The sequence below is a fragment of the Vagococcus sp. WN80Y genome (genome assembly GCF_059621045.1).
Map to the genome: position 1 here is coordinate 1 of NZ_JCAQHY010000101.1, position 10,829 is coordinate 10,829.

Consider the following 10,829-nt stretch of genomic DNA (forward strand, 5'->3'; position numbering starts at 1 on the left):
ATCTTAAGGGATGCGTGGAGCGGTGCTCTAGTTGACTAGAGTTCTTCACACAGTAGAACTTAAGAGAGGAAAATACAAACCAAATTGGAGGAAACACAACATGGCAGTAATCTCAATGATTGCAGAAGCCATTAATACCTCTGTAACGGTTGATATAATAGGGGTTTATGAATAAAATGTGGCAGTAATTTAATTTAGACAGTAATATATCACACCAATTTTTAGCACTAATATAGTGAAAGGTTGGTGTTTTTTTGTGCGTTCAGAAGAAGAGGTGGACGTCGAACTTGTTATTAATTGGAGCTCATCGTTAAAGGAATTACTGTTAGTAAAAACCTCTGAGGGATTTAAAAAGGAAACGATAAAGAATTATAAGTCAGGTATTACAAGATTCAGTGAGTACTGCTTTGATAATGGAATTACTACACCTGCTAAGGTCACTAGAGGGATTATAAGGACGTATTTAACGGGTTTAAGAGAGGAGGGGTACTCTGCTTCGTATTGTAATAGTCAATTAAGTCAGATGAGGGTATTTTATGATTTTTTAGTACAGGAAGAATACTTATCCGAGTACTTAGACCCGACTCGTAGAATTAAGTTCATGCCTTCTCAGCAAAAGTTATTGGTTGTGTTCAATGATGATGAGGTTAGTCAGTTAATACGAGAGGCAGGTAAACAAAGAAACAAGTTTTACGCTGAACGAGATAAGCTAATGGTTATGATAATGGCTGATTGCGGATTGAGAGTAAATGAGTTGACTAATTTGAAGGATGAGAATGTCACTACAGAGTCTATTTTTGTGGACAAGGCTAAGAGGAGAAAGCAGAGGCTTTTGTATGTTACCCCACCAGTTGCTCAGCAAATAATTAAGTATCGAAGAGTCAGAGATGCTTACTTTAAAGCAAAACATATACCGAAAAATCAGATGCTCTTCCGTAATTTTAGGGGGGAGAATATGAGAAATGATGGTGTTCAAAAGGTAATAAAGAGGATAGGGCTTAAATGTGACATTAGAGAGACGGTCAGGGTCAGCCCTCATACGTTTAGGCATTGGTTTGCTCAGTCTCAATTAAAGAATGGGATTTCTATATTTACACTATCCAAGCTACTGGGGCACGAGAGTTTAAACACAACTCAAGGGTATTTAAAAGGACTTGCAGACGAAACGCTTATACAGAGCGCTATTGCTACTAGTCCATTGTTGAATATCAATAGTAAGGAATGATTTTTATAATGAGACACAAAAATGTACTTATAGGGTAAGGTACATTTTTGTAGCTAACAGAAGGGTAAGCGTTGCTAGGGATTAAAAGCATCTCTTTCGGCTTCTTGCCTTTTTAGAAGTTCCATGTAGTCGATAGTCTTTTGCTTATCAGGAAGGCTCAGGGACTTGTACAAGGCTTCAAATGATTCGTCAGCACTTGCTGTTTCTCTGTCGATGAAATGACTTAGAGGGACACCCAGTGCCTCAGCTAAGGCTAATAAATTGTCTGCTCGGGGCTCTGTAGCTCCGCTTTCCCACCTAGCAATTGCTTGCTGAGTCGTAAGTATTCTTTGAGCTAGTTGCTTTTGAGACCAGCCACGCTTCTTTCTTGTCTCTCTTATCGCTCTAGAATATTGTCTGGTGTCTTTGTCTTGTTTCATTCATATACCCCCATCTAGTAATAGTCTACAACAACTTGTTGTGGTTAAACGCTTGAAAATATGTCAACGTATCTAAAAGTGTTGAATAACAACATTATGGTGTATATAATGGTTTTAAGGAGGAACTTATGGGAGAGAAAAGGAAATTTACTCAGTGTAGGGAGGCAAAAGGGTACTCTCAACTTGAGTTAGCTAATCTAATGTCAGTTACTCAACAATCAGTTAGTTCATGGGAAGTAGGGAGAACTGTGCCTAAGCCTTACCAAATGAAGAAATTAGCTGAACTGTTAGAAACGGAAATGGATGTATTGTTCTCTGATATTTTTAATGTAAATGAGGAGGAAGAAAAAAATGTACTGTAGTAAATGTGGAAATCAAATGGAAGAGTCAGTAAAGTTTTGTCCATCGTGTGGGGCATCTCAAGGAAAGGAAGCAACTTTCAACATGGCACAGGCTTCTGATAGTGTAGAAAAGGTTGTTAACGAGGCTAGAGTCCAAATTAACAATGGTAAGCAGTCAGGTAAGTTATACATGGTCATTGGGTGGGTATCTATGGTCATTTCTTTATTGTTTATACCTGTCCTATTTGGGGCTGTAGCGGTCATTATGGGTTACCTGTACCGTAGCTATGATGAGAAGCACGGTACTATCTTAATGATTGCAGGAGTAGCAGGAGCCATTCTAGGCTTTTTGATAGGTGCTTCTGTTGGTTACTGATGTGAGGGGAGAGGAAAGGCATTGAATAATAAAGGGGTATGGATAAAGGGACTATTATTAGTGCTGTTGCTACTTTCAGTGACTGGTTGCACAAATAAATATAAAACTTCTTATGGGTATTGGTCGGGAGTGGATAATCGAGATGACGTTTCTTATGATGTTCATGTAACGAAAGACCACATTATTATGTTGGAGGATAAGGGAGCAACTAAATACAAGTATAAGAAAGAAAAAATTGGTGTTCGGAATGCAATGGTCATCTCAGGTAAAGAACTAGCTAGGCACATTAAGGGGATGGATGATAGTACAAATTCTTTTGTGAATGTGGCATTAATAGATGATGATAAGGATAATTTGCATATGTACTTGGTTTCAAGTATGGGAGGAAGGCTATCAGATGCGCAGTTATACCCTGTAGACAAGGCAGATAGCCCGTTAAGCCGTGTAGAGGGTTCAGGTGGTTCATGGATTATGTTGTTAATACCTATTGGGCTATTCCTGTACTTGTATAAGAAAAGAGGGTAGGTGTTAGGTATGCCAAGGTTTAAATGATAACATTAAAGTCTGTTAGTAACAGGGAGGAGAACATTATAAAAAAACTGACGATAGGTGTTATAATTGTTTGCGGGTTTGTGTTGTCAGGGTGTAATAAGAAGGAGAGCCCTAAAGAACAAGCTGTATCAACAATTAAAAGTGAAGAGGTGACCTCAGGCACAAGCAAACAGGTAAGCAGTACAAGTAATTCTGCTACAGCCAGTTCATCTCAAGATAATAGTCCTGAGGCGCTGTGGAGCACAGAAAAGGCACGGGAGCTCAATTCTTTTGTTATTGAGTGGGGCAAGACAATGAAACAGACATACAGGGAGTATACTCCTAACCAGAACGTAGATTTATACGGATTACAGTTACCTCAAGCTGTTCTAACTAGTGAAGGTGGATGGCAAGCGGTTGTTAATGAGGTTCCGATTCAATTAAAATGGTCTGATGATGGACAGGGTGAAGACTATGCCTTGGTAGCTGTTTTTTCGGATGCTGATACTCAACCGTACTTAGAGAAGCATGTATACTTCTTTACGCTAGCCTCAGGGGAGCCTAAGGTGCTTGTTACGTCACAGAACCAAGGGAACGAGCATAATTACTTGTACTTTAAGGAGACAGACAATAAAGAGCTGAAAGAAGGTTTCTCAGAGCTTGTAGGAGGCTCTTACAGCCGTTTAGACAGTTCCGCACCTATTGAGTCGAAGGAGTAAGTCAACCTAGGTAAAATCGCATATAAAGACCTAAATACAGCAGATGTAGTGCAGAACACAGCTCTTGGGATGGGGTGCTCTATTAATGATGACGGGGAGACGATTAACTTTATCCCTGTCATGTCAGGGATGCACCAGACGTTACAACTGTACATATCAGGAACGGGAGCCACAGAAGAGTTTGCTAATTACTCAGAACGAATTAAGGAGGCTAGTCTACAGACAGGTGGGAAACCGATAAGCTTGTGGAGCGGAGATAATAAGTTAATGCTCACAGCGCAGAATGGAGCCGTTACATTCGGTTTATAGTAATTATGGAGTACGTAGGATGGTAGACCCCGCCCCGTAGGTATATCACCCTACAAATGGGTCATGACCATTTGGTGGGGCGCTACTTGGGGTTCTAATTTTTTTAGAGAAATATTTAGAAATACACTGAAAGTCAACACTTGCCTCCTGTTAATCTGGTAAACTTATGACCATCATAATCTTTTAAAGCTTACAAAGGGTGTGTTTAGTACTGGCATGAAGGTGCACTTTTTTTGCGATTTGCAAAAGGATAAAGAATATCAGCATCTGAAACCTATCAGAGATATATGGACAAAGATGCTGATGTACAGGGGTTTGATGACGTTTCATATATGGGATAGTAATATGGACTTTTAGCCTCCAAATCATTGAAATGCCCTACAAGGTAGTGGGAGATATGTAGTTGAAACAAACCTACAAATATTTCAGGTATGCCATAAAGTCATACTAGGTAGTGAGATGTTTTGTGTCAAGGTCATTCTTACGAACTCATGACAGCTTGAATACATCGAAGGGGTCTCAGTTCTGCTAAAAATCCTACAGTGTGCTTTCTACTGTCACTAGTGACCTGTAGTTTGAATGAGCCTCTGTGTATTGTTATGACTAAAGAGAAAGGTGAAGATGTATGTCTTACCTTCTCTTTTTATTTTATTAGGGACTAACGCTGTGGGAGAAGAGGTAAGACTTGACCCTAGTATGTTTAGTTCCTTTTTTAATGCCTTATTAAGACGTGTTTTTCGTAAGTCGTATCCATCTATTAAATCATTGAGCGCAAACTTTAACTTTGTTTCTGTAAATGTCTTTGAGTACCCTATACCGTGCATGTAACTGCTCAGTTGCTTTATTAGAACGAATCCATATTCATTAACTTGCTCTATAGCGTATGCTGTAAGAGTTTTCTCAAAGGCTAACGTCTTATCGCTTACAGTTCTGTTGGTATCTTGGGGAAAGACTTCATTGGCTATTTCGTAGCCGAGGTTTTTCTCAACCCACTCTCTGTTTAGTCCTTTGGTTGTTAACCCTTTCTTTACTAGTAGTGCAGACCTTTCTTTAATATGTGGGAAACTTTCCGTTAAATCGGCTAGCTCAAAAACCGAACTACGCCTTTTTCTTTTGTGTTTTCGTGGGCTGAAAGTTGTATCTGCTCTAAAATGAGTCTGGTTCTTTTTAAGCTGTTCTAGGAGCTCGGATGGAATGTCTTGGTCGGGCAACTTCCGTATAATACCTGTAATTGCCATTAAATTTGTTATCTTCTCGACCTTCCGTTTATTGCTACCAATTTTATCTGCTAATGTTGTTAGAGAGTAATAATTTAAACATCGTATCTCCCCGTTGGCATCTTTGTGGATGCTCATTAAGAATATATCCAGTATGTCATTAACTTCCGATTGGTAACGGTACTTACCAAAGAGCCTATATAGGTCAGGGTGAGTTTCTTTAAAGTCATCTGACAACAAAATGCTCTTGAAAGACTGTACGCTAGCCTTTATCTTGTTGAACTCGTCTAACTCTTCGATAATCAGTCCCAAGTGTTTTATAGCGAAATTTACCGCTGTGTCAAAAGATGCAGGTATATTAGGAGAGCCTAGTAATTTTCTTAGCAAACTTAGATTATTGTCTGACTTATTATTATCGTTGTATCTAGTGTAAAACCAAACCCCGTTATCATCTTTTTGAGCACTAGCTGATGGAGAGTTATCAGTGCTGAATATGTCATGTAAGCCAGTAGAAGGGAACCCATATAGGACATCCATAGGTAAATAACTGATAGTTTCTATTGCATTTTCGATAGTTGGGAATGATGGCAGATTTAGTTCTAACGATTGCCAACGGTTCTGTACCTCTTGCCAGCTCTCTAGCGTGCCATCTCTAATAAACCTGTAGGTAGGTTTTTCGTAGTTCGTACGTTGTAAGTCATCGCTTTGTGATATGTAAGATGGGATTTCTGTTGTGTGGTCGTCTGTAGGCACGTTGTCTAAGTTAAGCATACTAAGAGCCAACACATTATCGTAATTTATTTCTATGAGATTATTATTCCCGCCAAAAAATATCCTAGAAGCATCTTTAGGTGATTTGTCCGCTTGTGGAAAAATCTCCATTAGGGATTTGTATATATTAGTTATTATTCTGTAATCTGTTATAGCTTCCGACAGCACAAACACTACTCTGAATCTATTCCATTCCTCAGTGGATGAGAAAGTTTCATATAGAAATGAAGCGTTAGCTCTAATAAAATCATTAGCTAGGGCTTGGTCGATAGTAAAGTAGTCATCTCCTGTCGTTTGAACTTTAGTTTCCTTGCCGTTTACTAGCCGTTTTTCGGTATTGTCAAAGTCTAACGCAACCACTTGTTGGGAAATTAGTTTTGCTGACTGTCTTATTTGTGGTGGAAAGTTCCCGAATACTACTGACCGTCCTTCTAACCCTATTGCCTCAGCTAAGTTTTTAATATCAGTTTCTCTGACCTCGCTAATAATTCTTTTACTGATAGAGGGGATGACTTGTTGAGATGGCTTAGTAGTATATTTCTTGTCATCTAGGTGTACATGTACCTTCATAGATTAGTATGTCCACCTCCTTTTCTATTGTATTTCTCTGGCTTTAATAACACAAAAATATATGTTTGTCAACCTCTATGTTTATTATAACATGTTTTGACCCTTTTCTTCACAAGAGTGTGAAATCCTGTAGGAATAGTTTTGAGGAGTGCAGTATCTCGCAGATGTTTGATAGTTTTAGGGGGGCATAAATGTAAATAGAGTTATTTTATATATACGTCCCCCTAAAACTTATTAAGACTCTTTAACTAATCAATAATATAGGTATGCCGGGAATGGATAATGTAATCGAATAAGGCAGGATATGGATAGAATAACTAAGAAGTGCTGTGTAGATTCACTATCAAAGGAATAATTAGTTGTTGAGGTTCAGTTGGAATTAACATTAATCAGAATGGTTTAGAATGAAGGCATGGGGGACATTTAGTAGCATCACTTGTTCATCTGAGAATGTAAGGTTAATTTTTCAACTTTATATTCAACCTGATACACTAACGCTTAAGGTTAGAGGTGTTTAGAGGGAGTATTGACTAATGTATTTCACACAAAGTCAGGTAGAACGTCTGAATCAGGGTGCGTCTTTTTACCTTGTAGTTTCCTTTCTAGGCGGTTTCAGTGTGGTTCGGGTAAAAGCTATTGCTTTTTTCTGAAAGTTCTTATAACGGACGTTAGGGGTGTTGTGGGAGGTGTTCTTTTTAGTTCAAAAGGAAGGAAAAAAATCAGGTTTTAAAACTGATGTACTCCTTATTGTCTTAGGTGTTGACAGAATGTCCTATTATAATTTTTTAGTGCTCTTATTTCTTTTCTTTATATAACTCAATAATACTTAATTAATACTTATATAACCTTATCGATGTGTCAACACCTATTAATTAAATTTAATAAGTCTAGTGCATATGTATGTCAGGTGGAACATCTGAGCCAAGGTGTATTTATTTGCTTTTAATTTCACTTCTGAGAGGTTTTTCTGCGTGTTAGGTATAAAGTCATTGTGTTTTTCTGAAAGCTCTTAAAATTGACGTGAGGGGTGTTTAAGGAGGTTTTGCATTTAACTAGAAGGGAGGCAAAAGGATTAGGATTTATAATTTGATGCACTACTAAGTTTATAATCTTATAGTCTTATTATTTTAGGTGTTGACTGAATGTCCTATTATAATTTTTCAGTGCTCTTATTTCTTTTCTTTATATAACTCTATAATACTTAATTAATACTTATATAACCTTACCGATGTGTCAACACCTATTGATTAAATTCAATAAGTCTAGTGTTTACACAAAGTTCGGTAGAACATCTGAGTCAGGATGTATCTATTCGTCCTTAATTTCAATTCTAAGGGGCTTTACCGCGTGTTAGGTATAAAGGTTTATTGTGTTTTTTTGAAAGTTCTTAGAATTGGCGTGAGGGGTATTTAAGGAGGTTCTGCATTTGGCTAGACGCTGTGAAAGAATAAGTAATATTAATAACCAACACCTAGAAAGTTTCAGGTGAAGTGCAGGGAGGGATATACGCTTTGACCTTGTTTTTTAGAATAGGTGTAATGAAGAATCAGGGGTGTAAGGTGCTTATGAAGAAGTTTTTTTGTTCACAATTGTATTACTGAGCGGATGTTCAAATAACGGTAATTTAAACAGAAGTGGATGTATGGAAAATTGATACAGAGCTAGTGGTTAAAATAACAGGGGATTGGTTAGGGAATGTTACGGCAAACTATCCAACGTAAGGAAAGTTACGATAGCAGAAAAAGCTTGTCTATTGTTATTTTAAGCTGAGTGATAACAAGTTTATAGTGTACCCTCTTACTCAATACCAGAAGGGGTGGCAGGAGGAAGATTTGGTAAGAGTTGATGACCATGGTGTATCAGTGTTGTAGTTAAGGCTAGGGCATCTCTATTTGGCGTTGTAGGATTGCTTGATAGATTAATTACATGCACTCGTTCGTTAAAGTGCCTTAGAACTCAAGGTGAGGAAAGATACGTAAGGAAGTTGGGAGAATCTTCGTCTACGTGGTCTAAATGATGTCTAGGACTTGTATTGAGTGAGGCTAAGAACCTAGGATTTACTTGTGCGTTAGAAAACACTGGTACTTGGTTGTGAATGCGAATTGTGAAGCTAAGAGTATCAGGGAGCAGTAAATGAATAGAAAGAGTAGCGCGGGTAGTTTAGTTTAAGTCTCAGTGACTCTATGGTGGTCAGAAACTTAATAGTTGTTGACCGTTAAGCAGAACCCTGATATACTCATGTTAACAAGTGGTCAAAAACTATGGTCATTAAGTTGTGGTATGTCAGGAGGATAAAAATGTTGTTTGGGTATGCAAGAGTCAGTACTACTTCTCAATCATTAAAAGAACAAACAGAGCAGTTAATTAATGAAGGGGTAGACAAGAAAAATCTGTTTAAAGAAAAATATACAGGGACTACAGCCGATAGAGTAGAGTTTAAGAAGCTACTAGAGAGCGTTAGAGAGAAGGACACAATAATTGTAACTAAGCTTGACCGCTTTGCTAGGAATACTCGTGAGGCTTTAGAGGTAATAGAACCGTTGTTAGAGAGGGATATTACTATTAGAGTATTGAACCTTGGCACAATAGAGAATACTCCCATGGGGCGGATGATTCTAAGAACTCTCTTATCAGTAGCAGAGATGGAGCGGGACATGATTGTAGAGCGCACACAGGAGGGGAAAGCTTACGCTAAGAGGAATAACCCTAACTACAGGGAAGGACGTCCTAAGGCTGTTATAACGCCTGACAAGCGACATGCCTATGACTTGTTAATGGAAGGGAAGAGCTATAAGCAGGTAGTCGAGCTGACAAAATTTAGTCAGAGCACTTTACAGAGAATTAAGAGACAGATTGAGCAAATGAAGTAAAATATAGTAGGCGCAAGGAGATTGAGCAGTGAGTAAAGATGACGTTCATACAACAAGGAAATCAAGAGCATCCAAGAACAATGAGGGGTTATTGCGTGCAGAAATTGATAATGCAACTGACCCAAATGTTAGACTAGAGTTGACAAAAATGCTAATTGAACTAGAGAGCGGGAAGAAGAGAAAGCGGAATATAAAATTAGCGAGTTTCGGTATAGCGTTGGTTGCAATTACGTTCTTTTTCTACTACATTGGAGGACGCTCTGAGGAGAAAAAGACTTCCGTAGATAAAGTAATGGAAAACGCTAGTGCATCTAAAGAAAAGGTTCAAGAAGTACAAGATACTCAGGTTACTACTGAGTTGAAAATTACTGAAACTAGCTTGTCAGAAGAAGAACTAAAGAAATGGGTTTTATCCATATTAAATCTAACACCACCACCCCAAACCGAATATAGTTTAACTGTAAAAGTTAGTGAAAAAGACAATCTAGCCTATGTTTATGTAGCCTATTATCAATCAGACACCGTAGGGACATTTAGAGTTAATGCTGAGGGGGAGTTAGAATATCAACCACGAGGACACACAGGAGATTGGATATTGATGTCAGATAAATACTTGGATACATCAATAGCTAAACAATACTACAAAATGCAGGAAAACGAACGTGGGAAAAGAGAAGATGCTGTCCTAGAGGTTACAAACCAACTTGTTGGGAAAACATACTTCATTAAACCTCTTCTTTATGATGGTGAAGATTCCGAACAAGCTATGAATGCTAATAAAGCCCCTCAAAATTTGATACATGACGGGGCTCGAGTTGTTACGTTCAGTGATGATAGATTTGTCCATATAGAGCTAGCAGGAACATATAGACCTGATTATGATGCAACCTTTAGTGTATCCTCAGAAACAGTTAATATTCAAGATAACTACATTCCTTATACATTTAGCAATGGCAACATATCGTTTGATACTTGGACATCTGATGTAAATGGGCATACCGTTACTTGGTCTATGACCCCACAATAAGCGGACTCAGTAAGTGTGTTTAGGAGCTTAAGAGGACGGCTTAGAGCTGTTAAAAGGCAAAGAAGAGACATACTTGAGTTTTGTCAGTTTTCTTTTGATGACTAAAGACGAGAGGTGTTATTTAATTGCACACCAGCTTCTAATAGCTGTTTCATTGAGATTACTGCCAAAAGTCGTAACATGGCAGTAATATATTAAAAACTCTTGAAAAAAATAGCACCGTCTTGTATACTTGTTGATGGGCTAAATTGGTGTGTGATAAAAAGTTGCATTCCGCATTTACCTATTATATACTGTTAAAGGTATGTTGACCAAAACGTTGATATACCACAAACCACATCTTAAGGGATGCGTGGAGCGGTGCTCTAGTTGACTAGAGTTCTTCACACAGTAGAACTTAAGAGAGGAAAATACAAACCAAATTGGAGGAAACACAACATGGCAGTAATCTCAA

The 10,829-nt window shown here is 38.1% G+C and carries 10 protein-coding genes; 8 read left to right on the forward strand and 2 right to left on the reverse strand.

Annotated features, from left to right (window positions below; translation table 11 throughout):
* Positions 1-256 precede the first annotated feature (256 nt).
* On the forward strand, positions 257-1,225 hold the full coding sequence (locus AC5KOD_RS03665; RefSeq protein WP_496913179.1) for a tyrosine-type recombinase/integrase: 969 nt from the start codon (positions 257-259) through the stop codon (positions 1,223-1,225).
* A 74-nt stretch (positions 1,226-1,299) separates the two neighbouring features.
* Here AC5KOD_RS03665 and AC5KOD_RS03670 read toward each other — a convergent pair whose 3' ends face one another.
* Positions 1,300-1,644, reverse strand: coding sequence for a helix-turn-helix domain-containing protein (locus tag AC5KOD_RS03670; protein WP_496913180.1), 345 nt, complete (start codon positions 1,642-1,644; stop codon positions 1,300-1,302).
* A gap of 128 nt (positions 1,645-1,772) precedes the next feature.
* Here AC5KOD_RS03670 and AC5KOD_RS03675 point away from each other — a divergent pair, with 128 nt between their 5' ends.
* From AC5KOD_RS03675 to AC5KOD_RS03695, 5 genes are all read left to right on the forward strand, one after another.
* Positions 1,773-2,006: a helix-turn-helix transcriptional regulator gene (locus AC5KOD_RS03675; RefSeq protein ID WP_496913181.1), complete on the forward strand. Its 234-nt coding sequence runs from the start codon at positions 1,773-1,775 to the stop codon at positions 2,004-2,006.
* Positions 1,996-2,361 (forward strand): zinc-ribbon domain-containing protein, encoded by a 366-nt coding sequence (locus AC5KOD_RS03680; protein WP_496913182.1) that lies wholly within the window; start codon positions 1,996-1,998, stop codon positions 2,359-2,361. Before AC5KOD_RS03675 ends, AC5KOD_RS03680 begins: the two co-directional genes overlap by 11 nt.
* A 21-nt stretch (positions 2,362-2,382) precedes the next feature.
* Entirely contained in the window at positions 2,383-2,886 is a 504-nt protein-coding gene (locus tag AC5KOD_RS03685; protein WP_496913183.1) for a hypothetical protein, read from the forward strand.
* A 107-nt stretch (positions 2,887-2,993) separates the two neighbouring features.
* Positions 2,994-3,611 carry a DUF4767 domain-containing protein gene (locus AC5KOD_RS03690; protein ID WP_496913188.1) on the forward strand — a complete coding sequence of 206 codons (618 nt, stop codon included), beginning with the start codon at positions 2,994-2,996 and terminating at the stop codon, positions 3,609-3,611.
* Positions 3,612-3,659: 48 nt separating this feature from the next.
* Positions 3,660-3,920, forward strand: a complete 261-nt coding sequence (locus tag AC5KOD_RS03695; RefSeq protein ID WP_496913184.1) for a hypothetical protein — start codon at positions 3,660-3,662, stop codon at positions 3,918-3,920.
* A 560-nt stretch (positions 3,921-4,480) separates the two neighbouring features.
* Here the strand turns inward: AC5KOD_RS03695 and AC5KOD_RS03700 are convergent.
* Entirely contained in the window at positions 4,481-6,478 is a 1,998-nt protein-coding gene (locus tag AC5KOD_RS03700; protein WP_496913185.1) for a hypothetical protein, read from the reverse strand.
* Positions 6,479-8,775: 2,297 nt separating this feature from the next.
* Here AC5KOD_RS03700 and AC5KOD_RS03705 point away from each other — a divergent pair.
* Together AC5KOD_RS03705 and AC5KOD_RS03710 are read left to right on the forward strand one after the other, a co-directional pair.
* The gene (locus AC5KOD_RS03705) at positions 8,776-9,348 is read left to right on the forward strand and encodes a recombinase family protein (RefSeq protein ID WP_496913186.1); all 573 of its coding nucleotides are present in this window, start codon (positions 8,776-8,778) and stop codon (positions 9,346-9,348) included.
* 28 nt (positions 9,349-9,376) lie between these two features.
* Positions 9,377-10,375 carry a hypothetical protein gene (locus tag AC5KOD_RS03710; protein ID WP_496913187.1) on the forward strand — a complete coding sequence of 333 codons (999 nt, stop codon included), beginning with the start codon at positions 9,377-9,379 and terminating at the stop codon, positions 10,373-10,375.
* Positions 10,376-10,829 lie beyond the last annotated feature (454 nt).

Coding starts and splice junctions, on each gene's coding strand:
- AC5KOD_RS03670 (WP_496913180.1), bottom strand. CDS start 1,644: ATGAAACAAGACAAAGACACCAGACAATATTCTAGAGCGATAAGAGAG.
- AC5KOD_RS03675 (WP_496913181.1), top strand. CDS start 1,773: ATGGGAGAGAAAAGGAAATTTACTCAGTGTAGGGAGGCAAAAGGGTAC.
- AC5KOD_RS03680 (WP_496913182.1), top strand. CDS start 1,996: ATGTACTGTAGTAAATGTGGAAATCAAATGGAAGAGTCAGTAAAGTTT.
- AC5KOD_RS03700 (WP_496913185.1), bottom strand. CDS start 6,478: ATGAAGGTACATGTACACCTAGATGACAAGAAATATACTACTAAGCCA.
- AC5KOD_RS03705 (WP_496913186.1), top strand. CDS start 8,776: ATGTTGTTTGGGTATGCAAGAGTCAGTACTACTTCTCAATCATTAAAA.